Raw genomic sequence first — 25,125 nt, 5'->3', positions numbered from 1 at the left:
TTTTACCATAGTATACCTAAGACACCAATAGTATCAATAAAATGAGAAACAAAAACCTGCGTCTTTTATGAAAATCACAAAGAAACGCAGGTATACTTACTAAATAATGCCAAATAAATGCATGATAGGAAATACAAACAGCAAGCTATCGAAACGGTCTAAGATTCCCCCGTGGCCCGGTAAGATATTTCCTGAGTCTTTCACATCATAATGGCGTTTGATTGCTGATTCGACCAAATCGCCAAATTGTCCGACTGCCGAAAAAATAATCGTCATCAGAAGCATGACAAACATACCATGATTGAATAGTTCTTTTGCTGGATACAACAATAGATAAAGAAATGCGACTACAACAGCACTTCCGATCCCGCCTAACGCGCCTTCAATCGTTTTGTTCGGTGAAATATCCGGACTTAACTTGTGTTGTCCATAACGACGGCCAACCATATAAGCACCAATATCAGTTGCCCAAACGATAAACAGACCAAAAATCAAAACAGCTAAACTTTCTGTTCGTGCATTGACGAAATTCTGGAAGCCTATTCCTACATACAAACTGACAAGTACTGGGAAACCTGCTTCATCAATCGTATACGTATTTTTAGATATAACTGACGTCCCTAAAAGGATCATAACGATAAGATAAAATAGCATAAATGTACTGACGTTCTCTGGAAGAAAGAAGAACCATCTTTCTTTTGGCAAGACAAGGAGCACTGCACCAATAGCGGATAAAACTCCTTCAAAACTTAGGAGAGTCAATCCTTTCATCCGGAAAAGCTCATAAACTCCTACCACAGCTAAGACTGCTGCGGTAAGCTCAACCGCTATGCCCCCAATCCATATAATCGGAATAAACAAGACAAGCGCCACGGCTGCTGTGATTACACGTTGTTTCATGACTGATCCCCTTTCTCATTTTCTGTTTTTTTTACACCGCCGAATCGACGATCTCGATTTTGATAAGAGGCAATTGCTTCTTCAAGATGTGCACCGTCAAAATCAGGCCAAAGTGCTTTTGTAAAATACAATTCACTATATGCAATCTGCCATAACAGAAAATTACTGATCCGCTCTTCTCCGCTTGTACGGATCATCAACTCAGGATCTTGTAATTCTTTGGGCAAGAAACCTGTCATTAGATGGTTGGCAATCACTTCATCATCGATTTCTTCTGCCTGTATTTCTCCCTTTGCTACTTCTTCAGCAATGTTTTGGACTGCGGTCACGATTTCTGCTCTGCTTCCGTAATTCAAAGCAAAGTTTAACACCATTCCGGTATTGTCTTTTGTTTGCTCAATTGCACGTTTTACAGCGTCTTGCGTCTGTTCTGGTAACACGTTCTCATACCCCATGACATGGACTTTGACGTTTTCTTTGATCAATTCTGGTACGAACGTATCAAAAAAGTCGACAGGTAGTTGCATGAGAAAACTTACTTCATCTTTTGGTCGCTTCCAGTTTTCAGTTGAAAAAGCATAAAGCGTCAATACTTTCACTCCAAGCCTTGATGCTTTCTTTGTGACTTTCTTTACTGTTTCCATACCTTCTTTATGACCAGCGACTCTTGGCAAACGCCGGTTTTGCGCCCAACGACCATTGCCGTCCATGATGATGGCAACGTGTTGAGGAATTGGTCCATCGGCATTAAATTGAAATTCGCTTTTTTCTTGAATATATTTGTTTTTTTGCGGAAAAAAACGTAACATTCTTTTTCCTCCTATACTTAAAAGATTCCCACTATCTTAAGTATTATAGCAATATCTAAACGTTTTTCCTATGAAATCATTGTTTTTTTATTTAAAAACTGAATAATTTTTTCTTTTTTTAATCTTTAAATAAAAGAAACATAAATAAAAACAGAGGAAGCGGAATGATCCGCCCCTCTGTTTTTATGGTTTTATTAAACTTCCAATAATTCTTTTTCTTTATCAGCAGCGATCTTATCTACTTCTTTAATGCTGTTATCTGTCAATGTTTGTACGTCTTTTTCTAGTCCACGCAAATCATCTTCGGTAATGTCACCATTTTTTTGTTGTTTTTTATATTCATCGATTGCATCACGACGGATGTTACGAATCGCGATTTTTGCATTTTCTGCTTCTTTTTTCACATCTTTAGCTAATTCTTTTCTACGTTCTTCTGTCAGTTGTGGGATAACCAAACGAATAACATTTCCATCATTGGTAGGACTGATTCCGATATCACTTGCCATAATAGCTTTTTCAACATCTTGAAGAATGCTCTTGTCAAAAGGCGTGATCATTAAAACACGTGCTTCTGGGATTTGGATTGACGCCATTTGGTTCAATGGAGTTGGTGCACCGTAATAATTCACAGTGATTCGATCCAAAAGGCTAGCATTCGCGCGGCCTGCGCGGATTTGCCCAAGTTCACGTTGAAGATTTTGTGCTGCTTTTTTCATTTTTTCTTTTGCTTCTGTCATAATTGCATCTGCCATTTTTATTTCCCCCTTACAGTCGTTCCGATATTTTCACCTAAGATTGCTCGGCGAATATTTCCGTGTTCATTTAAATTGAAGACAAGCAATGGAATGTCATTATCCATGCTTAGTGAACTTGCAGTTGAATCCATGACTTGTAATCCTTTAGCAATCACTTCCAGATGAGTCAGTTCTTCAAATTTCACTGCATTTGCATCTACTTTCGGATCAGCAGAATAAACACCGTCTACATTGTTTTTAGCCATCAGGATAACATCTGCGCCGATTTCTGCTGCGCGTAATGCTGCCGTTGTATCTGTCGAGAAGTACGGGTTGCCGGTACCGCCCGCAAAAATAACAATCCGTCCTTTTTCTAAATGACGTTCTGCTTTACGGCGAATGTATGGCTCTGCGATTTGACGCATTTCAATCGAAGTTTGCACGCGTGTCGGTACACCCACGTTTTCCAACGTATCCTGTAAAGCTAAGGCATTCATAACTGTAGCTAACATACCCATGTAATCAGCTTGAGCGCGTTCCATGCCCATTTGTGCTCCGATTTGTCCGCGCCAGATATTTCCGCCACCCACAACGATTGCCATTTCAACGCCCAGTTCGTGAACTTCTTTGATTTCTTGGATGATTTCTTTGATTACTGGTGGTTTGATTCCAAATCCTGCATCCCCAGCTAAAGCTTCTCCACTCAATTTTAAGACTACACGCTGATATTTCGGTGTGACCATGTTCATTCCTCCAATATTTTCTATTGCCATTTTACCATACTTAGATGATTTCGACACGCTAAGCCTGGTTTTTCTTGTTTTGCTTAAAAAAAGGGAGCGCACAAAGCGTGCGTTCCCGTCTGTCATTCAACAGAATTATTTTTTCACTTGGCTCATAACTTCTTCTACAAAGTTATCTTCGCGTTTTTCGATACCTTCGCCAACTTCGAAACGTACGAATGTTTTAACAGTTGCGCCTTTTGAAGCAACGTATTTTTCAACAGTCATATCAGGATCTTTAACGAATGGTTGGTCAACCAAAGCGATTTCTGCTTTGAATTTCTTCAAGCGTCCTTCTACCATTTTTTCAACGATATTCGCTGGTTTGCCTTCATTCAATGCTTGTTCTGTAAGAACAGTTTTTTCATGTTCTAATTCAGCTTCTGGAATTTGTGATTCGTTTACATAGCGAGGATTGATAGCTGCTACGTGCATAGCTACATCTCTTGCAACTGTTTCATCTGTTGTTCCGTCTAGAACAGTCAATACAGCAATACGTCCGCCCATATGCAAGTATCCGCCAAATGCAGCATTGTCGTCTTTTTCTACAACTTCAAAGCGACGGAAGCTGATTTTTTCTCCGATAACTTGAGTTGCTTCGATCAAATCAGATTCAATCGTTCCTTTATCTGTTTTGATTTTCATTGCAGCTTCCATGTCTGCTGGTTTGTTTTCAGCAACAAGTTCTGCGATTTCTTTTACTAAGTCTTGGAACATTTCATTTTTAGATACAAAGTCTGTTTCTGAGTTTACTTCAACGATTGCTGCAGTGTTACCTTTCACAGCAACTGAAGCTAATCCTTCAGCGGCAATGCGGTCATTTTTCTTTGCAGCCTTTGCCATTCCTTTTTCACGTAAAAGATCAACTGCTTTTTCCATATCGCCTTCTACTTCAACTAATGCTTTTTTCGCATCCATCATTCCTACGCCAGTCATTTCGCGTAGTTCTTTTACCATTTTAGCTGTAACGTCTGCCATGTTTAACTCCTCCTGTGTGTGTTCTTTTTAAAAAAAGCTGTTTCAAAGGAGAGTGAGGCTTGTCGCCCAGCCTTTGAAACAGCTCCATCATTCAAAATTATTCTGCTGAAGAATTGTCGCCTTCAACAACATCTACGATTTCTTCGATTGATGTTGCTGTGTTTTCTTCTGTGAAATCTTCTTCAACTACTTGATCTTCACCTTGGTTTCCTTCGATGAAAGCATCAGCCATTTTTGAAGTAATCAATTTAACGGCACGAATGGCATCGTCGTTTGAAGGGATTACTACGTCGATTTCATCTGGATCGCAGTTTGTATCAACCATAGCTACGATTGGGATATTTAATTTGTGTGCTTCTTGAACAGCAATACGTTCTTTACGTGGGTCAACGATGTACATTACATCTGGGATTCTTGGCATATCAGCGATACCGCCTAAGAATTTTTCAAGACGTTCGCGTTCTTTGTTCAAACCAGCAACTTCTTTTTTAGGTAGAACTTCAAAAGTTCCATCTTCTTCCATTGCATTGATTTGTTTCAAACGGCTGATACGTTTTTGGATAGTATCCCAGTTTGTCAATGTTCCGCCTAACCAACGATGGTTAACGAAGTATTGTCCTGCACGAGTTGCTTCTTCTTTGATTGCTTCTTGTGCTTGTTTTTTTGTACCTACGAATAATGCTACGCCGCCTTCTTCAGCAACGCTCTTCATGTAATCATAAGCTGCATCTACTAATTTAACTGTTTTTTGTAAGTCAATGATGTAGATTCCGTTTCTTTCTGTGAAGATATATTTCTTCATTTTTGGGTTCCAGCGACGAGTTTGGTGACCAAAGTGTACGCCGGCTTCTAGTAATTGTTTCATAGAAATTACTGCCATGTTTGTTTCCTCCGATTTGGTTTTATTTTCCCTCTTCTTATCTTCTACCTTGCCGGCAAACTTTTTCAAGCACCTACCGACAATCCAATAAGAATGTGGATTTGCTGATGCATAAAGCACCCTCAGCTATTATACAGACAAAAGATCCATATCGCAAGAGCAAATGTACTTTTCTGCTCAACATTCAATAGTTTACCTGAAAGACAAAAAGAATTCAAGAAAAACAGTAGATTTCTCTTTGTTTCTTTATTCTCTTTTTCCATAAAATAATTTTAGATATAAAAGACGAATATTATTGGGCAATCCTTCTTTTTTTGTTATGATACATGTGAAATCTTTCGTAAAGGAGAAAGAAAATGCGCAAAGCTCAAAGACATTTGCTGATTAAACAAGTCATTGAAGAATTCCCGATCCGTACGCAAGAAGAACTATTAAACAAACTTGGGCATTATGGCGTTACCGCAACGCAAGCAACGATTTCTCGAGATATACGTGATCTGAAAATCGTGAAGGCACCTGATGAAAACGGTATTTCCCGCTTTGTGTTGTTTCGCGAAAAAGGTACTCCTGATACTAAGACTGAAGAAGAGGATCGGCTGATTCAAATGATTGAAGACATTGTGTTGAAAGTCGAACGAGTCCACTTTTTGACAATCGTTAATACCTTGCCAGACAATGCTCATTTATTTGCATCTGTTTTAGATGAGATCAAGCCTCCTCCTATCGTCAGTACGATTGCTGGATTTGATACGATCATGATTATCTCAGAAAATGAGGAGGATGCAAAACGAGTAGAAGAATTTCTTCACCATCCGACTGAAGTATCACTTTTTTAATCAGAGCACGTGTTCCTAATAAGGAATGCGTGTTTTTTTATTTTCAATATTTTCCTTGTTAAATAAACCTTTACACTCTTTACAAAAATACATCAGTTTTTATTTAAAATTTTCATAACTTTGATTAAATCACAATACTCATCATTTATATTGGATGTTAGCAAGAGCAGAGTCTTGCTCTTTGTGTATGTCAATAAAAAAGAAATGAAAGGAAATCGCATGTATAAATTATTAACGCCTGGACCATTAACGACTTCTGAAACAGTGAAAAAAGCGATGCTGACCGATCATTGTACCTGGGATCAAGAATACAAAGAGATGACACAATGGATAAGAAAAAAATTGCTGGAGCTTGCTCAAGTACCGGAAGAACTATACACAACGGTCTTGATGCAAGGCAGCGGCTCCTTTGGGGTAGAATCTGTTTTAAGTACTGTGATTAGACCAGAAGATACTTTGCTGATTTGTTCAAATGGCGCATACGGTCAACGAATGGTTGCCATGTGCAAATATCTGCAACTAAACTATGCAGTTTATGAAGTACCTGAACACCAAATCCCCCAAGCACATATGATTACACAGTTGATTGAAGAGAATCCGTTTATCTCCGCACTTGCAATGGTCCATAGCGAGACTACTTCCGGTATTTTAAATGATTTGGAAGAAATTGCTACTGTCGTACAGGAAAGAAATCTTTTGTTTATAGTAGATGCGATGTCTAGCTTTGGTGGGATACCGATTCATGTAGCGGAACTAGGGATCGATTTTTTGATTTCTAGCTCAAATAAATGTATTCAAGGTGTTCCAGGTTTTTCTTTTGTACTTGCTAATAAAGTGGAACTAGAAAAGCGAAAAAATGTGAGTCGAAGTTTGTCACTTGATCTGTATGACCAGTATCGCGTGATGGAAAACGAGAATGGCAAATGGCGTTTCACTCCCCCTACTCATACGGTTTTGGCTTTTCAACAGGCATTGAAGGAACTAGAGCTAGAAGGAGGGATCGAAACTCGATATTCACGTTATCTCGCCAATAATCATGTGCTACGACAAAAAATGACAGAGATGGGATTCCAGCCTTTCATCCAAGAGTATCAGGGGCCATTCATTACCTCTTTTCTTTACCCTAAAGACTGGCGATTTGATTTCAATCATTTCTATCAGCATTTAAAACAAAACGGATTTGTGATCTATCCTGGGAAGATCAGCGATCATGAATGTTTTCGTATCGGTAATATTGGCGAGATTTATCCAGAAGACATTTTAGAACTGACAGCAATTATCAAAGACTATAAGGAGAACATTAATGATTAAAACTGTAATTTTTGATTGGGCAGGAACAACTGTGGACTTTGGCTGTATGGCTCCTGTCCACGCTTTTAGAAATGCTTTTCTAGAAAAAGGGATCCAACTGACTGACAAAGAGATCCGCGAACCGATGGGAAAATTAAAATGGGATCATATCCAACAGCTTCTTTCCCTCCCTTCTGTCAAAGAACAATGGATAGCGATTCATGGACAACTACCTCAGGAAAAAGAGGTGGAGGAATTGTATCAGCAATTTGAACATTATCTGTTTAAAGATTTGGCCCAGCATTCTACCTTGAAACCCGACACATTGGAAACGGTCGAGCAGTTGAGAAGCGCTGGGATCAATATTGGTTCCACGACTGGATTTACTGCTCCTATGATGGCAATCGTAGCAGAAACCGCAAAAAAAGGAGGGTATTCACCAGACTTTATGGCAACTTCTGAAGACGTCGAAGGATATGGACGACCATTTCCTTATATGATTCATAAAAACATACAACATTTCAAAAACAAGTCGGTTGATGAAGTAATCAAAGTTGGAGATACGGTCTCAGATATCCAAGAAGGAAAAAATGCTGGGGTGTTTACAGTTGGTGTGATTGAAGGTAGTTCGCTGATGGGACTTTCATATGATGCATACCAACAAATAGAGATGGAGGAAAAAGATCGCTTAAAACAGTCTGTTGCTCTTAGATTCCAACAAGCTGGTGCTGATCTTTGCGTAAATAACTTAAAGGAGTTAACAGAGTACATTTTGTGCGCTGACAAGAATCCAGAATGACTTTTATTCGCAATAAGGGCTGTGACAAAAATATTGTCACAGCCCTTATTGCGAATAAACGGTGTTCTCCTGCCAACTCCTCGGTCACAAGTCACAATATCCAACAAACACGAGAAGCTGTTTTTTGAAATTGTTCCTTGTGACTCGGAGCTGATCACTGATTTCACATTCTTTTTTTCTTACATCTTATCTGGTGCATGAAGTCCTAGCAAACGAAGATCTTCTTTCAATAATACAGTCACTGCATACACTAAAGCTAAGCGTGCTTCTTTTTGTTCATCGTCAGCTAAAATTTTCGTATGAGCATAGTATTTGTTGAATGCCTGTGCTAATTTGATTGCATGTTTCGCAATCACTGAAGGTTCATATTTTTCCCCAGCGGATAAGACTGTTTCAGGATATTTTTGAACCAATTTGACTACTTCCCAGCTGATATCGTCATTCAACGCATAGTCTGCTGTTTCTGAAGGGACGAATCCTGCTTTTTCCAACAGACTGACTGCACGAGCATGTGTATATTGCACATAAGGTCCAGTTTCTCCTTCAAAACGAACCACTTCTTCCAAGTTGAAGTCAAATGTATTGAGACGATCGTTTTTCAAATCATGGAAGATGACTGCTCCAACCCCTACTTGTTTAGCTACAACATCTTTGTTTTCTAAATCAGGGTTTTTCTCGCTGATCTGTTCTTTAGCAGATTGGATTGCTTCATTCAATACTTCTTCTAGTAAGACGATTTTTCCTTTACGAGTTGATAATTTTTTACCACCTTGTGTGATCAAACCAAATGGGATATGGTGCATATCGTCAGACCAGTCAAAGCCCATTTCTTTCAAGACAGCTTTCAATTGTTTGAAATGATAACTTTGTTCATTCCCTACTACATATAGAGATTGCTTGAAGTCATAGGTACGTTTACGATACAATGCGGCAGCTAAGTCACGTGTGATGTATAGTGTCGCGCCATCTGATTTCTTGATTAATGCTGGATTCAAGTCGTAAGCAGAAAGGTCAACGATCTCCGCACCTTTATCTTCGTTCAGCAAATGTTTTTCTTCTAAAAGTTCGACGATTTCATCCATTTTGTCATTATAGAAAGCTTCACCGTTCAATGAATCAAACTGTACTTCTAGTAGATCATAGATTTTGTTGAATTCTTTCATCGATTCATCACGGAACCATTGCCACAATTGGATAGCTTCTTCATCGCCTTCTTCTAGACGTTTGAACCAAGCACGAGCTTCTTCATTTAATTCTGGTTCTGTTTCAGCTACTTCATGGAATTGGACATACAAACGAAGCAGTTCATTGATTGGCTCTGCTTTGACCGCTTCTTCTGAACCCCATTTTTTGTAAGCAACAATCAGTTTTCCGAATTGCGTGCCCCAGTCACCTAAATGATTGATGCGGATTGGCTGGTATCCGATTTTTTCCATAATGAAGCCAATCGAATTACCGATAACTGTCGAACGTAAATGTCCCATTGAGATTGGTTTTGCAATATTTGGAGAAGACATATCGATCGGTACGGTCCCTTGATTCCCAATATTGCTATCCCCATAATGTTCTTTTTCTTTCACTACTGTTTGCAAAACTTTTTTGCTGATAAGTTCTTTATTCATGAAAAAGTTCAAGTAAGGTCCAACCACTTCGATTTTTTCAAAGTTGGCAGAGTCGATTTTTTCTGCTAAATCTGCAGCGATTTGCTGTGGCGCTTTTCGGTAAACTTTTGCTAATGAAAAGGCTGGAAATGCCACATCCCCGTGTTCGGCTGATTTTGGATTTTCTAGTAATTGTTCGACTTGTTCAAGTGTCAAATCGTCTTTGACAACGTCATAGACAGCTTTTGCGACAAGATCTTTATTATTCATCTTTATTCCTCCTAAAATACTCTCTTATTTGTTCAACAAAAAAAATCTCTAATGACGACATACTTAGTATGCCATCATTAGAGACGAGATTTCCCGCGGTACCACTCCAATTGTCCTAAAAAAGGACCAGCTCCATCTGATATCGGTAGACGACCGTCTGTTTAAAACAGAATTCTCCAAGTGCGCTTCGTTGTATCTCCTTCATTCGGCTTCCACCACTTCCGAATTCGCTAGCTAAGAATGATACAAGTACTCTCTTGTTCAACAAATCTTAATCTTATTAAACTTTCTTGAATTATATCAGAAAAAAAAACGAAAGGCTAGTCGTTTCTAATAAAAAAAACAATCCAGATGGCCTAAAGGAGAAGAAATACCACCTGGATAGTTATAAATCATTTCGTAAATACGAAAGACTTAACAAATTAATCAGCTACGATAATCGTTCCTTCTTCAGAAGCTAAAAGATTTTCGATATTTTCTAAAGAAGTGATGATTGCCTTAGCGTTCGATTTTGCTTCAACAAATGCAATAGCTGCTTCTACTTTCGGAAGCATGCTTCCTGGAGCGAACTGTTTTTCATCAATGTATTGTTTCATTTCTGAAACAGTAACAGTTTCTAGTTTCTTTTGATCCGGTTTTTGGTAATTGACATACACATTGTCTACACCTGTCAAAACGATCAGCAAATCCGCATCGATGATTTCGGCTAATTTTTCTGAAGCAAAATCTTTATCGATCACGGCTTCTCGCCCTTCTAATCCAGTAGCTGTTTCTACAACAGGAATCCCGCCACCGCCGACAGACACCGTGATAACTCCTTGTTCGACTAGCGTTTCGATGACACGTGCTTCTTTGATCGAGATTGGTTTAGGGGAAGCGACTACTTTTCTCCATCCACGTCCAGCGTCTTCTTTGAATGTCACAGTAGAATCAGCATTCATTTGTTCTTTCGCTTCTTCTTCCGTGTAGAATGGGCCGACTGGTTTACTTGGATTTTTGAAGGAAGGATCGTTTTCATCCACAATGACTTGAGTGACTAAAGAAACTACATCTTTATCGATTCCTTTTTCCTTCAGTACTTCACCCATCGCGTTTTGGAGCCAGTAGCCGATTGACCCTTCTGTCATTGCGACACATGTATCTAAAGGCATTGCTGGTGTTTTCTCAGAATCAGCAGCTTGCTGCTGAATCAATAGGTTGCCGACTTGCGGACCATTTCCGTGAGAGATGATTAGTTCATCTCCTTGCTCGATAAATTTCACTAAATACTTTGCTGTTTCCATTAACGCTTCTTGTTGGGCTTTTGCACTTGCATCCGTAGACAAGATGGCATTGCCTCCTAAAGCGACAACTACTTTTCGTTTGGCCATTTCATTCGTCCTTTCTTCAGTTCTTCTGAATTTTCTAGATAACAAAACGAGCCAGCGTCTTGTGATTTTCCCTCAATGCTGACTCGTTTTTTCGTGAGATGAATGTGGTTATGCTTAAACGCGAGGGATAAACAAGTTACCTAATGTTGCCGCCATGATTGCTTTGATTGAATGCATACGATTTTCTGCTTGGTCAAATTGACGAGCATATTTGCTGCGGAAGACTTCGTCTGTTACTTCCATTTCAGTGATGCCAAAGCGTTCTTTCATTTGTTCACCGTAAACAGTGTTTGTATCATGGAAAGCTGGTAAGCAGTGCAAGAAGATCAAACGATCTGTATTGTGTGTTTTTTCTACCATTTCCATATTGATTTGGTAAGGTTTCAACAATTTGATCCGTTCTTCAAATTTATCTTCTTCACCCATTGATACCCATACATCAGAATAAAGAACGTCTGCTCCGTCTACACCTTTATCAACATCGTCGGTAATCATCAATTGTGCCCCTGATTTTTCAGCAAAACCTTCTGCCATTTTGACGATTTCTTCTTCAGGTTGTAATTCTTTTGGTGCAACGATACGCATGTTTGCTCCCAAAATTGCACCTGTTACTAATAAAGAGTTAGCCATATTGTTTCGACCATCCCCACAGTATGCAACAGTGATGCCTTCTACAGTTCCAAAGTTTTCTTGGATAGTTAAAAAGTCAGCGATCATTTGCGTTGGATGCCATTCGTCAGTCAATCCATTCCAAACTGGAACACCAGAGAATTCTGCTAGTTCCTCTACCATTTTTTGACTGAATCCACGGAATTCGATTCCGTCAAACATACGACCTAACACTTTAGCTGTATCTTCTGTTGATTCTTTTTTACCTAATTGGATGTCATTCGCACCTAGGTATTCAGGATGTGCACCTAGATCGATTGCTGCAGTGGTAAATGCAGAACGAGTACGTGTAGATGTTTTTTCAAATAAAAGTGCGATATTTTTTCCTTCTAGATAGTGATGTGGGATCCCACGCTTTTTCAAGTCTTTCAAGTGTTCTGAAAAATCGATCAAATATTGTAACTCTTCTTTTGTAAAATCTTTTTCTGCTAATAAACTTCTTCCTTGGAATACTGATTCTTTCATATTAAACATTCTCCTTTAGATTGTTTTTATTTAAGATTAAAGAGGAAATCCTGACGACAGCTGACAGTAAGACTGTCGTCAGGTTATAAACTACTTCAAGTCTTCACGGACAAGTGGTTGACTCATGCAACGTGGACCGCCACGACCTCGTGACAATTCACTTGAATTGATTTCCAACACTTTGATACCATAGCTACGAAGCAATTCGTTCGATACGTAATTCCGATTGTAAGTGACTACGACACCTGGAGCGATTGCCAATGTATTGGATCCGTCATTCCATTGTTCTCTAGGGGCAACGATCTCATCCCCATTACCAGTTGGAATCAATACAAGATCATCTAATCCAAGAGCAGCTTTCATCGTTTCGTGTAAGTTATCTGAATGAGTGATCTTGATATCATCACCATCTGGTTCGATCGTAAAGACATCCATCTTACCGTCTTTACTTTGGATTGCTGGATGGATAGTGAATTTGTCATGGTCTACCATTGTGAATACGGTGTCCAAATGCATCATTGCACGGTTGTTCGGGATTTTGATTGCTAATACTTTTTCAAATCCTGAATTTTTTGCGAATAGATGGCGTGCTAATTTTTCTAAAGCTTTTGCATTTGTTCGTTGAGAAATCCCAACTGCTACTACTTTATCGCTTAAGATTAATTCATCTCCACCTTCGATATGATCTGGATTTTCACGATCCAACCATACTTCGATCCCTTTATTGGCAAATCTTGGATGATGTTTCAAAATATATTCTGTAAACATCGATTCACGACGACGTGCTTCAAAAGTCATCTTATTGACGGTCATCCCATTTCCCATTGATGCGGAAGGATCGCGTGTAAAGTACAAGTTTGGCATTGGGTCCATGTAAAATGGATAGTCGTCGTCTGCTGAAAGATCATATAGGCTGCTAGAACGTACTTCGATATCTTTTGTACGAACCCCAGCCATGATTTTATCTACCATTTCTTGTGTTTCCATTGATAGAAGGAACTCATGAAGACCATCTCTTACTGCATTCGATGCGATATGAGATTCATCCAACATTTTATTCAAGAATTGTTCTTTGACGTTGCCTGCGTCAATCGCTTCTGCTGCTAATTTTTCCAAGTAAAGAGTTTCAACGCCTTCGTTTTGCAAGGTCTTTGCAAAGTTGTCATGTTCTTCTTGAGCAATCGGAAGATATGGAATATCATCAAACAACAGACGATCCATAATATCTGGTGTCAAATTTTCCACTTCTTGTCCAGGCCGTTTCAGTAAAACTGTCTTTAATTTCCCTATTTCAGAGAAAACGTGAATAGGTTTATCCATGTTGTGTTGCCTCCTTCTTTTTGATTACATGTATAGGATAGCCTCCTTTTGTAATCACTTTCATAATTTTGTCTCATTCAAAATGAGACATCCCTCACATTAATATTCGATAATTAAATAATTAAACGTTTTTCTAATTTTAAGCGTAATTTATTCATTTTTTATTCTGTATACACTTCCAAAAAAATATTTATTCATCTAAAAAATTTTTTTGAATAAATCATAAAAATAAACTATACTAACATTGTTAGCGTTTGCTATATGTATTATTATTGTTTTTTATACACAAATACTTATCTTCAAAATAAATTATTCGATGCGAATGTATATTTTTTACATAATAACAAATCAAATTTGTAAAGTATTAAAACTTATGTTTAATTCAGATGTGTTAAAACTTTACAAATTCTTTAAAAAAAGTAACAATAAATATAGTGAACAATAAGGAGAGGACTTTTTAATGCGTGTTAATAAAATCGATTTTCACTTTTCAAAACTCAGATATCAACCTGATTTTGAACATTTCTCGGATGAAGAGTTCCAACAGATCAAGGAACATACTGTTCTTCGTTCCTATAAGAAAGGACAAATCCTTTTTGATGATGGAGATTCTAGACAACGGCTATATATCTTGACCAAAGGACTTGTTCGTTTAGAACGTTACGATGAAAGTGCCACCTATTATTATTATGATTACGTGACTACCAATAACCTTTTTCCTATGTCAGGAATGTTTGGAGAAGAGACCTACACTTATACAGCTCAAGCGATGACTGATATCGAAACTTTCTATCTTCCTGTTTCCTACTATGAAAAATTAGCACGAAAAAATCCTGAACAACTGATCTATATGATTCAAAAAATTTCTAAAGTAGTCGAAATACATGAGTTACGTATCCAAATTGGATTAACCTCCAGTGCTTTTGATCGAGTGAAACAAAATCTATTCATTTTGAAAGAAGAACTTGGCGTACCAACAGAAGACGGTCATATCACCATTCCTTATCCAATTACCTTAAAAGAATTAGCAGTGAATAGCGGTACGACACGTGAAACTGCTGGACAAGTAATCAAACAACTACGTGATTCAGGATTGTTAGATTATCAAAAAAAGCATTTTACTTTCTGTAAGACCGCTACTACTCCAGCTTTGAGAGAATAACGCGACAAAAAGAAACAGCGATCCTGATATTTATCGGGATCACTGTTTCTTTTCGTTTCGTCTATTCAAATGATTGGTAATAATAAGTGAGATCACTTTCTTTTTTTGTTCCATTGTAAACTACACCTAATATATTTGCTTTTGCAATCTGCAACAGTTCTTTCGCTTTTAACAACTCTTGTTTCTTTGTCTTTCTTTCTCTGACAACAAGTAGCGTTCCATCCGTTTTTGCTGCAAGGATTTGAGCATCCGTTACAGTTGCTACCGGAGGCATATCAAAAATGACCAGATCAAAGTCAAGTATCAGTTCCTCTATTATCTCTTCCATTCTTTTCGTCCCTAAAACTTCCGAAGGATTCGGCGGCTTTGGACCACTGGGCAAGACCCAAAGATTTTCTATATGTGTTTCAGTTATGTAATCGTCCGCTATCCGTTCACGCTCACTAAGTAAATTACTCAATCCTTCATTATGCGGCAATTGAAAAGACAACGCTACAGTTGGTTTCCTCAAATCGGCATCTACAAGTAAGACCTGTTTTCCACTATTTGCAAAAACTACTGCTAGATTAGCGGCAGTAATAGATTTCCCTTCATCTGGACCAGAAGAAGTGATGACCAATGTATTCAATTCACGATCAATCGCTGCAAACTGGATGTTGGACCGGATCGTTCGATATTTCTCGGCAGTAATTGATTGATCAGCTAATGCAACTAAAGGAACCGGAGGGGCAGATGTTTTCTTTTTCTTCATATTCTCTCTACTTTCTTTTTTCATTTTGTATCTAGACTTTCTATGTATACGAATAAATCCTATGATTTATTGAATTAATCATAGCACAGGAAAAAAACGAACACAATTTATATAATAACTATTTTTTTATTACAGATATCGGCATGAAACACTTCTAAAACAAGCTATATTATAAATTTAAATAACACAATTAATTAAAAACAGGCAAAAAAATAGGGTTGTGACAAAAATCTGTCACAACCCTTATTACAATAAATAGTGTTCAAAAGTTTGCATCTACGGTAATAAGTTCAACCAAGTCAAAAACATGTGAAGCTGTTTTTTTCTTTGCTGTTCTTATAACTTGATGCAGGGCAGTTTTTTTACACTCTCTTTTATTTATTCAGATAAAACCAAGCTTGGATCAGCATTCAACTGATAGCTGGCAAAATTTCTTTTTTGCATTTCCACATGTGCTGCTGCTCCAATCATTGCAGCATTATCTCCACAAAGTCTCAGAGGCGGAATCACTAATTCTACTTCAGGAAGTTTAGCTGACAGAGCAGCTTGCAATCCTTCACGCAACCCTTGATTGGCCGCTACACCTCCAGCTACAACCAGTTGCTTGACTGGATAATTTTGACAAGCTCGAAGTGTTTTAGTAATCAATACATCAATCACACTTGCTTGAAAGCTAGCTGCTAAATCATTTTTGTCTAGATCTTCTCCACGCTGTTGTGCATTATGCACCAAATTGATAAATGCACTTTTTAATCCACTAAAACTGAAATCATAATTATCTTCATGGATCATCGCTCGTGGAAAATGATAATTATCTTTTCCTTGATGAGCTAGCTGATCGATTTCTTTTCCACTTGGATAAGAAAGACCTAATACTCTTCCAACTTTGTCATAAGCTTCTCCTGCTGCGTCATCTCTTGTCTCCCCAATGATTTCATATGATCCATCTTCTTGCATATAGACTAATTCTGTATGTCCTCCGCTAACAAGAAGTGCCATCAATGGAAACTGGAATGGTTTGACCAGACGTGCGGCATAAATGTGACCTGCCATATGGTTCACAGGAATCAGAGGCAATTGGTGTGCCCAAGCAAAAGCCTTAGCTGCAGAAATACCAATCAACAAAGAGCCGACGAGTCCAGGCCCATAAGTGACAGCGACTGCCGATAAATCTTCTGCCGATACACCAGCTTCTACCAGTGCATCTTCCAAGCATAAGGTTATTTGTTCTACATGATGGCGGCTAGCTACTTCAGGCACCACTCCGCCAAAACGTTTATGACTGTTTATTTGGGAAGCAACGATGTTAGATAAGATCTCTGTTCCATTTCTAACGACCGCTACACTCGTTTCATCACAACTTGATTCAATTGCCAGAATCAATTCTTCATTCATTTCATCGTCTCCGTTTTTAACTTTCTGCTCATAATGATCGCATCTTCTGTCGGATTGCGATAATATGATTTCCGTTTACCTAATATACGGAACTTTTCTGATTCATAAAGTTTTCTTGCTGCTTCATTAGACAGACGTACTTCTAAAAAAACATGCAGCGAATCTTTTATTTGTTCCGCAATCAGCAGATGTAGTAAATGCCGTGCATAGCCTTTTCCTTGTTCTGAAACTGCAACAGCGATATTTGTGATTTCGACTTCATCCATTACTTTCGAATACCCGACAAAACCACAGATTTGGTTATCTTCAACTAAAAGAAGATAATCTGTGTGGGGCTGTTGGATATCTGTCAAAAACTGCATCTTCGTCCAAGGTGAGCCATATGGATAAGCATTTTCGCTAATTGCCCATACGCATTCTGCCAAATATGCTTCATCAAAATCTTTTTTTCTGCAAATCAACTAATCTCACTCATTTTCTAAAATTTTTATCATATCCAACGCATCTTCTTTTGTTTCAGTGTAATATCTTTTTTTGATTGTCGTAGCTTGAAACCCTAATTTCCGATAAAGTCTTTGCGCATCCTGATTACTCAGGCGTACTTCCAATGACATCGTCTCACAGCGATTCATTATAGCAAAGTTCTCAATTTCGTCAATAAGCAGCGAACCAATTCGTTTTCGCTGATATGCCGGTCGAACAGCAATATTCGTGATATGGCAATCTAAACCGAACGCTCTTGAGCCGACAAATCCGATCATTCTTCCATTATCAAAGATCCCTAAATATAGATGAGGAAGTGGTGACTTCAATTCTGACATAAAGGCACTTTTGGTCCATGGCAACTCGCCATTATAGACTTCTCGTTCGACATCCAATAGCTCTTTGATATCTTCTATAGTCAATTCTCTTAGTATATAGCGACGATCGATTTGTTCGATTGTTTTTTCTGTATAGATCATTTTATCTTGAAAAAGGCTTCTAGCATATGCTTTAAATTTTTTCAACATAGCTTTCGTCTCCAGGCGTGTGCGTCTCTAACCATTTCTCTTCAGCTTCTACTCGTTTTAAATAACGAGGGAGAAAAGCTTGTTTATCTGCAACTGGTTCATCCAACGCACCTAATTGAGCCACAGTCACACCGCTTGGGATATCCCATGATGGAACTGTATTAATCATCGCATCAGGCAGCATTTCTTTTATTTCAGAGATAAATTTATGACAATCACTCCCAACAAAATAAATAGCTTCATTCAGCTCTTGTAGTTGTGCAAACAAATCAGAAGCAGCAATATGTACATCTTCAAGTACAGTTTCTAATCTATTTTCTTTCCAGCGGTATGCCCCAGCATAGACATTTTTTCTTCGAGCATCAAACATGGGCACAATCATTTTATTCACCCCGACACAATTAGCCGCGATGGCTTTCAGGCTAGATACTCCTATTAGATCTTTATCTAGTGTATAAGCAATCGTTTTCGCTGTCGTTACACCTATACGAAGTCCTGTATAAGAACCAGGACCATCAGAAACCGCGATTCGGTCAATGTCTTGGGGACTCATTTGAAGATCTGCAAACAATTGGTCAATGGCAGGCATCAGCGTCACACTGTGGTTGCGTTTGATATTTGTCTGTATTTGCCCAAGAATTTGTTTATCTTCCACCACACCGATCGCCAAAGTTTGATTTGCAGTATCTATTCCTAATGTAATCATATATTTGTTCCTTTCTGCTATAACATTCTCGCCTTCCATTGTAGCATACTTTTTTATTCCAATGATGAAAATATCAAAGGCAAAACTAGTACAATGATACATGATTATCTGCTGACCGGCAAATCTAGTTTCTTTCTTACATACACAAAAAAAGTTGCGGTATCACGACACTTTACCACAACTTTTTCTTTTTTTATTTCGTCGACTCTCGAACAATCAACTCTGTTTCAACAATGATTTTTCTTGAAACGGGTGCTTTGGAATTACTTAGTTGAAGGATTGTCTCCACTGCTAGCTCTCCCATCCATTCCGTATAAACTTTCACAGTAGAAAGAGAGGGTGTCACATATTTCGCTACACTGACATCGTTGAAACCCATCACGGAAATATCTTCTGGCACCGCTAAACCTGTTTCTTGAATCGCTTTCAGCGCGCCAATCGCTAATGCATCATTAGCCGCAAAAAGTGCATCAGGAATCTGCTCATTTGTTTTTAAATATTTTTTAACCGCTTGATAGCCTGACTCGACAGAAAAATCTGCTTCGATAATTAAACCTTCGTCGTAGCCTTTTTCTGCTAAAACTTGTTGGAATGCCATGATTCTAGGATCTCTTAGTCGCTGATGGTTTTTCTTTGTATATTCTGTTCCAGCAAGCATCGCTATATGTTGTGCATTCTGGGAAACAAAGTGCTCAATGACTTTTTGAACACTCGACTTAAAATCGACAACTATAGAATCGATTCCTTGAGAAGTGCCATCAGAATCTACCAGAAGCAAGGCTTGTTGGGATTGTTTCAAATCCAACAGCTGAGCTTCATCGAATTTCCCTAATGCGATCGTTCCATCCGCTGGAAGCTCACTAATAGAATCCCACGTTTCTTTCAACAAAGTAACGTTTGCTTCTTCTGCCTTTTTTTCGATTCCTAAACGAATAGACAAATAATAAAGATCTTCAAGTTCTTCTGTATCGTCGTACCATTGGATCAGACGAAGGGTTTGCTTAGCATTTGCTGCATTTTTGCGGTGCTTCGTATAATTCAAGCGTTCCGCTGCTTCAAAAATTTTTTGCTTTGTGGCTAAGCCGACGGAAAGTTCAGGATCGTAGTTGAGCACTCTTGAAACAGTAGCAGGAGAAACTCCTGCCAACTGAGCAATGTCTTTAATTGTTGCCATTTGTCTCTCCTCCTTTTTTTCCGTTTATAAAATCGCAGTAAACCGCTCAAACGCTGCTTGTCCTTTTTCATCTCGCTTGAACACCCCAGCATCTTCCAAGACACGAGCAAAAACCTGACCTACAGCTTTTTGTACAACATCAGTGACTGCATCTTTCGTCAAATCAGGATGCTCTTTTTTCAACTGTTCTGCCCATGGACGATGATATTCAGCCATCTGGTTTTCTTCTCCCAATAAGAACCGCTCTACTTCTGCTAGTTCCGGTTTCAAACGAGGTGGTAAAACAGCAAGCCCCATTACTTCGATCAATCCAATGTTCTCTTTCTTGATATGTTGGACATCTTTATGCGGATGAAAAATACCATCAGGATGCTCATCTGAAACATTATTGTCTCGAAGGACAAGGTCCAGCTCAAAATAATTGTCCCTTCTTCGTGCAATTGGCGTAATCGTGTGGTGTGGTGTACCATCTGCTGAAAAAGCCCGGATTTCTACTGTTTCATCCGAATATTCTTTCCACTTTTCCAACACTGAATTAGCTGCTTCAATCAGCAACTCTTTATCTGTTGATTGCAAACGGATCACAGACATCGGCCATTTCACAACTCCTGCGATGACTTGCGGATAATCTGCTAATTTGATGAGTTTTTCTATTGGTGCTTTTGCCATAGGAAATTCATGACGTCCTGCCTGATAATGATCATGAGAAAGAATCGATCCTCCAACAATTGGCAAGTCAGCATTTGAACCAACAAAGTAATGAGGCAAGACTTCAGTAATCCGAAGCAGTCTAACAAATGTTTCCTTTGAAATTTTCATTGGACGGTGCTGCTCTGATAAAATGATCGAATGCTCATTGTAATAAGCATAAGGAGAATATTGGAATCCCCAGCTTTCACCATCTAGATTCATTCGAATGATTCGATGATTGGTACGGGCTGGATAATTCAAGCGTCCTCTATATCCTTCATTTTCCATGCACAGCATACATGTAGGATAATCTACTTTGGCTGCCTCACGTTCTGCCGCAATTTGTTTTGGATCTTTTTCTGGTTTAGATAAATTGATCGTGATTTCCAATTCACCATATGCTGACTCTGCTGGAAATTTGATATTTTTAGCGATGGCTCTTGTTTTGATGTAATCATTTTTCTTACTTAAATCAAAGAAATAATCAGTTGCTTCCTCTGGGCTTTTTGAATAATGCTGTGCAAAGAATGCATTGACAACGGAAGGCGGCGGTGTAAGAAAATCCATCAATTGTGCTTCAAAAATCTCTTGTTCTGCTGGTAATTCTGAAAGCACACCATTTTCTCTTGCCTTAGCGACAAACTGATCCAATAAGTCTACTGATTCTTCCTTAACTGGTCTTACTTCGACGCTTTCTAGAGCGTCTTCTCCTATCATCCCTAAAAGACGATTCTGTAAATATAAGCGGTCCATTTCCATCCATCCGCCAGCTTCGATCGCAAGTGTGGCAAAATCACAAATCGTTTGACTGATTGACATATCTCATTCCCCTATTCTTCATAACCATTTGGATGGCTGACATGCCAATCCCATGCTGTTTTGATAATTGCTTTGATATCTGTGTATTCAGGTTTCCAGCCCAGAATCTCTCTCGCTTTTTCACTTGAAGCGACTAATCGACTAGGATCTCCAGCTCTTCTTGGTGCTATTTCTGCCGGGATTTCTTTCCCTGTCACTTCTCTAGCTGCTTCTAACATTTCCTTGACCGAATACCCTTTGTTACTGCCTAAATTGAAGAAGTTGCTTTCGTTTCCTTCTTTCAAGTATTCCAAAGCTAAAATATGCGCGGCAATCAAGTCTTCTACTTGAACATAATCTCTAATACATGTTCCATCTGGTGTATCGTAATCGTCTCCATAAACAGCCAATGCTTTTCTTTGGCCAAGAGCTACTTGTAAAATGATTGGGACAAGATGCGTTTCTGGTGTATGATCTTCTCCGATAGATGCATCTGCTTTTGCTCCGGCTACATTGAAGTAGCGCAAAGCGACATAGCGCATGCCATACGCTTGATCACACCACTTCATCATTTTTTCCATCATCAATTTGCTTTCACCATACGGGTTTTTAGGATTAGTTGGTGTATTTTCCGTGATTGGAGACTCTTTCGGCTCTCCATAAGTTGCTGCAGTAGAAGAGAATACGATTTTATTCACGTTGAACTCGTGCATGACTTCAAGCAAGATTTGCATACCGTATACATTGTTGTTAAAATACATCAATGGTTTTTCGACAGATTCTCCTACTAAAGAGCTTGCAGCAAAATGGATTACTCCTTCAATCGGTTCCTTTTCAAATACGGAACGTAGAAATTCTTTATCCCGAATATCTCCTTCATAAAAATGAGCATCTGGATGTACTGCTTGTTTGTGACCTGTGAGTAAATTATCTACCACAGCTACTTGATACCCCTTTTGAACTAGCTGGTCTACAGCGTGCGAACCGATATAGCCGGCTCCGCCTAGTACTAAAATTGTCATAAAAAACACTCCTTTGATTAGTGAAATTGTGTTTGTTGATTCTATATAATTAAAAAAGCGAAGTCTACTTTTATGGTGGAAAAGAAGAAAGTAAAATTTCGTAAATTTATCTGGTAAATTTATAATAAAACATTTAGTAAACATTTTCAAGGATTTTTTGCAAAGGTTTACAAACAAACGTAAAACTAGCCTTTTTTTCTCTTTTGTTCCATAATAGATATAACAAATAATAAATGAGGTGGATTCAATGAAAAAATTTGTATCTGGAATATTAGTAGGCAGCTTGGCAACAGCCGCTGCCGTTGCTGGTTTGGTCGCTTCTGTGAAAAAAACAGTGATCGATCCGATTGACGAAAAAGAAGCAATGATCGAAGAAAATCGTAAAAAAGCAATGCGCAAACGCGTTTCTCGTTAATAATTATTTAAAAAATACGCATGAAGACTTGTGAAAGAACAGATAAGTCTTCATGCGTATTTTTATTTGTCAGTCAATATAAGTTGTGCTATTTTATCTGCTTGTCTCAAATTCCATGGATCTGTATAAGGTCTAGCTGCTGCTGCAGTTAACCAATCCACACCTTCAACTGGTATTCCGTAGCAATAAAAGCCAGACTGGATTTTCCCGGAAGCATCAATCACGCGATTCGTACCTCGCTCAACATCTATAGCTTCTGAATGATAACTTCCTGTATTATCTGAAAACGAAAAAGGGCGAACAAGTTTATTTTCCTTCAAATTTTTTATGACAGGATTACTTGAACGAGAAAAGCTTGTTTGTGGCAAACGAGCTTCGATCAAATAGCGACTGCTGATTTCTTTATCTTGTAGAGAAATAACATAGTGGTTTTGCTTTTGCTGAATATCAAGTGGCGGTTCGATCAAATGAAAAATACCCGCATCTATCAGTGCTGCTAACTCTTTCGTCCGAATAACTGGCGGTCCAATCGTTAAAAAGCTGTTTAGATGAGTAAACCATCCCCACAGTATTTCTTTGTATTCCTTAGCAGAAAAAACGTGCCATTCAATAGCCTGCCGGATTGGATCACGCCAGTCTTTCAATGCATCAAATGTCGAAGTCAATGCCCCTGTGCAATTGCCTTTTTCCGCTTCTTTTATCTGTCCTTCAATAAATGCTCGGCTAGCTTCTGCAAAGGACTCATCCTGATAGGTAAGAGGAGTTTCTAGATACGACCAAGACCATTTGTATGGAAGTAATGCTGTATACTTTCCAAGACACTCTTCTGAGGAGAGGGAAAGAAAATCATGATCAAAAGTTTTCCTTGAAATCGGCAAGTGATGTTCTTCGATGATTTTCTTGTAATAAAACAACTCAGAGTCTTTTTTCAGATAGTCAAAAAATGTTTCGCCAGTCAAAAGTCCCGATCGATGCCATCGCTCAAGGTTTTCTTTTGTAAGTAGCCGTGGCCATGCCATTGCTCCGCCTTGCTTTTGATTTCTCCCTCGAGGATAGTAAGGCAGACCTCTTCTTGACCCGCTGTATATAATCGGTTCCTTGCCGGATGGATGATAGACCAATTTTCCCTTTTTGTTTTCGAAGCGCCCTCCTCTTGATACCGTAAACAATCCGACATAATCAAAAAAGCTTAAACCAAGCCCTCTTAGAAAGACATTTTCTTTTGGCTGTATCTTTGAAAGATCGACATCTGCAGGATTAGAAGGAAGCTGATACAGTAAATCATTTTTCTTTGCATAGTCTACCCAAGCTCTTTCCTCTTCTGTCTGATCATTTTCCCAATGACCACTCGCTAAAATGAGCTGATCAACAGGATAGCTTTGCTGATCTGTCTGTAATAGGAAACCGTCTTTTTCTTTGCTGACCTTTTTCACTAAAGAATAGACAAGCTGAGTAGAAGCTGGAAATTCTTCTTGCAACTTTGAGAAAAACCAGCGTTGATAAAGTCCGTATAGGCAACGAGTAGATTGCTGATCTTTTTCCAGACGGTTAATTTCTTCTATAAATAGTTGCTTATTTTTGGTTACCGTCTGTTCGATATAATCTGTAGCAGGTCCTTTACTCCATTGAAACAAATTAGGTCCCGGCATTACCGTTCCCCCACTGGACAACGTTTCGTCTGTAAAAAGCGTCACTTGTTGAGAAACAGAGTTCATTAATAATTCTGGGGGCTGATTCAATCGCCAAACTCGACCGCCTGGACCTTCTGGATCAAAAAGAATAAGTTCAAGAGAATATCTGCCCTGATTATTATGGAGAATCCTTTCTGCTACACTTAATCCTCTAGGTCCGGCACCAATGATCCCTATTTTCATTTGTACACCTCCTTTTCGATAAATTCTTTTAACACAACGGCATGGTTCTGGTGCTCGTTTTTTGCACCATAAACAAAAGTAATGACTGGATGTTCTTTCATAAGTTGGGTGAGTTCGGAAACAGCTCGCGTCTTTTCTTCTTCAAAAGACAATTCTTGCTGATATTTCTTTGCAAATGAAGCAAAACGTTCTGGTACATGGTCAAAAGCTTTGCGTGCCTCATTACTAGGCGCAATTTCTTTCAACCATAGATCCAAGTGTGCTTTTTCTTTTGAAAGCCCTCGCGGCCAGAGCCTGTCCACGAGTATCCGAAAGCCATCCTCTTCTTCAGCATCAAGGTAAACACGCTTTAATTTAATCATAGTTGTTTCCTTCTTTCTGCCTTTTTTCTTTTATATTTTATATGTAGATAATAGCATAAAATA

General features: G+C 38.6%; 25 protein-coding genes. 5 read left to right on the top strand and 20 right to left on the bottom strand.

From position 1 onward, the window contains the following. Positions 1-99 precede the first annotated feature (99 nt). From FTX43_RS09520 to rpsB, 6 genes are all read right to left on the bottom strand, one after another. Positions 100-900: a phosphatidate cytidylyltransferase gene (locus FTX43_RS09520; RefSeq protein WP_002308898.1), complete on the bottom strand. Its 801-nt coding sequence runs from the start codon at positions 898-900 to the stop codon at positions 100-102. Beyond that, positions 897-1,709: an isoprenyl transferase gene (locus FTX43_RS09515; protein ID WP_002308897.1), complete on the bottom strand. Its 813-nt coding sequence runs from the start codon at positions 1,707-1,709 to the stop codon at positions 897-899. Before FTX43_RS09515 ends, FTX43_RS09520 begins: the two co-directional genes overlap by 4 nt. 194 nt (positions 1,710-1,903) lie before the next feature. Then, positions 1,904-2,461 carry a ribosome recycling factor gene (gene frr / locus FTX43_RS09510; protein WP_002293875.1) on the bottom strand — a complete coding sequence of 186 codons (558 nt, stop codon included), beginning with the start codon at positions 2,459-2,461 and terminating at the stop codon, positions 1,904-1,906. 2 nt (positions 2,462-2,463) lie between these two features. Next, positions 2,464-3,186 carry a UMP kinase gene (gene pyrH, locus FTX43_RS09505; protein WP_002293877.1) on the bottom strand — a complete coding sequence of 241 codons (723 nt, stop codon included), beginning with the start codon at positions 3,184-3,186 and terminating at the stop codon, positions 2,464-2,466. A gap of 135 nt (positions 3,187-3,321) precedes the next feature. Next, a complete protein-coding gene (tsf, locus tag FTX43_RS09500; RefSeq protein WP_002293878.1) occupies positions 3,322-4,203 on the bottom strand; it encodes a translation elongation factor Ts in 882 nt (293 codons plus the stop codon). A 97-nt stretch (positions 4,204-4,300) separates the two neighbouring features. Then, on the bottom strand, positions 4,301-5,083 hold the full coding sequence (rpsB, locus tag FTX43_RS09495) for a 30S ribosomal protein S2 (RefSeq protein ID WP_002293880.1): 783 nt from the start codon (positions 5,081-5,083) through the stop codon (positions 4,301-4,303). 356 nt (positions 5,084-5,439) lie between these two features. Between rpsB and FTX43_RS09490 the strand changes: the two genes are divergently transcribed. From FTX43_RS09490 to phnX, 3 genes are all read left to right on the top strand, one after another. Then, positions 5,440-5,919 carry an arginine repressor gene (locus tag FTX43_RS09490; protein ID WP_002316352.1) on the top strand — a complete coding sequence of 160 codons (480 nt, stop codon included), beginning with the start codon at positions 5,440-5,442 and terminating at the stop codon, positions 5,917-5,919. A gap of 219 nt (positions 5,920-6,138) precedes the next feature. Beyond that, the gene (gene phnW, locus FTX43_RS09485; protein ID WP_002329346.1) at positions 6,139-7,230 is read left to right on the top strand and encodes a 2-aminoethylphosphonate--pyruvate transaminase; all 1,092 of its coding nucleotides are present in this window, start codon (positions 6,139-6,141) and stop codon (positions 7,228-7,230) included. After that, positions 7,223-8,008, top strand: a complete 786-nt coding sequence (gene phnX / locus FTX43_RS09480) for a phosphonoacetaldehyde hydrolase (protein WP_002308893.1) — start codon at positions 7,223-7,225, stop codon at positions 8,006-8,008. Before phnW ends, phnX begins: the two co-directional genes overlap by 8 nt. A 179-nt stretch (positions 8,009-8,187) precedes the next feature. Here the strand turns inward: phnX and argS are convergent, their stop codons facing one another. From argS to arcA, 4 genes are all read right to left on the bottom strand, one after another. After that, positions 8,188-9,879, bottom strand: coding sequence for an arginine--tRNA ligase (argS, locus tag FTX43_RS09475; RefSeq protein WP_002308891.1), 1,692 nt, complete (start codon positions 9,877-9,879; stop codon positions 8,188-8,190). A 422-nt stretch (positions 9,880-10,301) separates the two neighbouring features. Continuing rightward, positions 10,302-11,249 carry a carbamate kinase gene (gene arcC, locus FTX43_RS09470; protein ID WP_147607024.1) on the bottom strand — a complete coding sequence of 316 codons (948 nt, stop codon included), beginning with the start codon at positions 11,247-11,249 and terminating at the stop codon, positions 10,302-10,304. A 114-nt stretch (positions 11,250-11,363) separates the two neighbouring features. Next, a complete protein-coding gene (gene argF, locus FTX43_RS09465) occupies positions 11,364-12,383 on the bottom strand; it encodes an ornithine carbamoyltransferase (protein WP_002288437.1) in 1,020 nt (339 codons plus the stop codon). A 90-nt stretch (positions 12,384-12,473) separates the two neighbouring features. Beyond that, complete coding sequence (gene arcA / locus FTX43_RS09460; protein WP_002308888.1) at positions 12,474-13,703, bottom strand: arginine deiminase; 1,230 nt, start codon at positions 13,701-13,703, stop codon at positions 12,474-12,476. Between the two features lie 460 nt (positions 13,704-14,163). On the opposite strand from arcA, the gene FTX43_RS09455 reads away from it, so the two are divergent. Beyond that, positions 14,164-14,865 carry a Crp/Fnr family transcriptional regulator gene (locus tag FTX43_RS09455; protein WP_147607023.1) on the top strand — a complete coding sequence of 234 codons (702 nt, stop codon included), beginning with the start codon at positions 14,164-14,166 and terminating at the stop codon, positions 14,863-14,865. A 61-nt stretch (positions 14,866-14,926) separates the two neighbouring features. Here the strand turns inward: FTX43_RS09455 and FTX43_RS09450 are convergent, their stop codons facing one another. The 8 genes from FTX43_RS09450 to galE all read right to left on the bottom strand — a co-directional run bounded on the left by FTX43_RS09450 (position 14,927) and on the right by galE (position 22,411). Next, positions 14,927-15,616, bottom strand: a complete 690-nt coding sequence (locus FTX43_RS09450) for a CpsD/CapB family tyrosine-protein kinase (protein ID WP_002308885.1) — start codon at positions 15,614-15,616, stop codon at positions 14,927-14,929. Positions 15,617-15,994: 378 nt separating this feature from the next. Next, positions 15,995-17,011 carry a tRNA (adenosine(37)-N6)-threonylcarbamoyltransferase complex transferase subunit TsaD gene (gene tsaD, locus FTX43_RS09445; RefSeq protein WP_002308884.1) on the bottom strand — a complete coding sequence of 339 codons (1,017 nt, stop codon included), beginning with the start codon at positions 17,009-17,011 and terminating at the stop codon, positions 15,995-15,997. Next, positions 17,008-17,472: a ribosomal protein S18-alanine N-acetyltransferase gene (rimI, locus tag FTX43_RS09440; RefSeq protein WP_002308883.1), complete on the bottom strand. Its 465-nt coding sequence runs from the start codon at positions 17,470-17,472 to the stop codon at positions 17,008-17,010. Before rimI (FTX43_RS09440) ends, tsaD begins: the two co-directional genes overlap by 4 nt. A gap of 6 nt (positions 17,473-17,478) precedes the next feature. Then, positions 17,479-18,021, bottom strand: coding sequence for a ribosomal protein S18-alanine N-acetyltransferase (rimI, locus tag FTX43_RS09435; RefSeq protein WP_002320134.1), 543 nt, complete (start codon positions 18,019-18,021; stop codon positions 17,479-17,481). Then, the gene (gene tsaB / locus FTX43_RS09430; protein WP_033607578.1) at positions 18,005-18,727 is read right to left on the bottom strand and encodes a tRNA (adenosine(37)-N6)-threonylcarbamoyltransferase complex dimerization subunit type 1 TsaB; all 723 of its coding nucleotides are present in this window, start codon (positions 18,725-18,727) and stop codon (positions 18,005-18,007) included. The genes rimI (FTX43_RS09435) and tsaB overlap by 17 nt, the downstream gene beginning before the upstream one ends. 193 nt (positions 18,728-18,920) lie before the next feature. After that, positions 18,921-19,901: a LacI family DNA-binding transcriptional regulator gene (locus FTX43_RS09425; RefSeq protein ID WP_002313638.1), complete on the bottom strand. Its 981-nt coding sequence runs from the start codon at positions 19,899-19,901 to the stop codon at positions 18,921-18,923. Positions 19,902-19,925: 24 nt separating this feature from the next. After that, entirely contained in the window at positions 19,926-21,410 is a 1,485-nt protein-coding gene (galT, locus tag FTX43_RS09420; RefSeq protein ID WP_002308879.1) for a UDP-glucose--hexose-1-phosphate uridylyltransferase, read from the bottom strand. 11 nt (positions 21,411-21,421) lie between these two features. Next, positions 21,422-22,411, bottom strand: coding sequence for a UDP-glucose 4-epimerase GalE (galE, locus tag FTX43_RS09415; protein WP_002308878.1), 990 nt, complete (start codon positions 22,409-22,411; stop codon positions 21,422-21,424). A gap of 247 nt (positions 22,412-22,658) precedes the next feature. On the opposite strand from galE, the gene FTX43_RS09410 reads away from it, so the two are divergent. Continuing rightward, complete coding sequence (locus FTX43_RS09410) at positions 22,659-22,826, top strand: DUF3042 family protein (RefSeq protein ID WP_002288457.1); 168 nt, start codon at positions 22,659-22,661, stop codon at positions 22,824-22,826. 62 nt (positions 22,827-22,888) lie between these two features. Here the strand turns inward: FTX43_RS09410 and FTX43_RS09405 are convergent, their stop codons facing one another. Continuing rightward, on the bottom strand, positions 22,889-24,700 hold the full coding sequence (locus FTX43_RS09405) for an FAD/NAD(P)-binding domain-containing protein (protein WP_147607022.1): 1,812 nt from the start codon (positions 24,698-24,700) through the stop codon (positions 22,889-22,891). Next, entirely contained in the window at positions 24,697-25,062 is a 366-nt protein-coding gene (locus tag FTX43_RS09400) for a DUF488 domain-containing protein (RefSeq protein ID WP_002308873.1), read from the bottom strand. The genes FTX43_RS09405 and FTX43_RS09400 overlap by 4 nt, the downstream gene beginning before the upstream one ends. Positions 25,063-25,125 lie beyond the last annotated feature (63 nt).

This window comes from Enterococcus sp. DA9, assembly GCF_008000875.1.
GTDB lineage: Bacteria > Bacillota > Bacilli > Lactobacillales > Enterococcaceae > Enterococcus_B > Enterococcus_B lactis.
This window is presented reverse-complemented; position numbering and strand designations above follow the sequence as displayed.